General features: G+C 64.4%; 1 protein-coding gene. It reads left to right on the forward strand.

Annotation, left to right across the window (positions count from 1 at the left end):
- Positions 1-284: hypothetical protein (locus tag R0J92_RS22465; protein ID WP_411053289.1), on the forward strand; the 284-nt coding region annotated here is incomplete at both ends.

The following is a 284-nucleotide window of genomic DNA, read 5'->3' on the forward strand; positions in this document are numbered from 1 at the left end:
GATGATCGCGCAGCGCGCGCCGTCGTATTTCCTGCATCGCGGCTATCCCGAACTCGAGCGGCTGACGGACAGCTATTTGCGCTTGCTCGCGAGTGGCGGCGTGATTTCCGCCGCGCTGCGCGATGCGGCGCTGTCGACGAACGTGCAGTTGCACCGCGCGCCAAAACCCGCTCAAAACACGGGCTCGTTCGTGTCGCGCAAAGCCGTCACGTCGATGCGCTCGAACCTGCTCGCGGCGCTCGGCATTCCGAGCTTCTACGAACTTGACCGGCTCGATCTGCAAG

Origin of the sequence: Tritonibacter sp. SIMBA_163 (assembly GCF_046535935.1) — a bacterium.
In the GTDB taxonomy this organism is placed as follows: Bacteria; Pseudomonadota; Alphaproteobacteria; order Rhodobacterales; family Rhodobacteraceae; genus Epibacterium; species Epibacterium scottomollicae.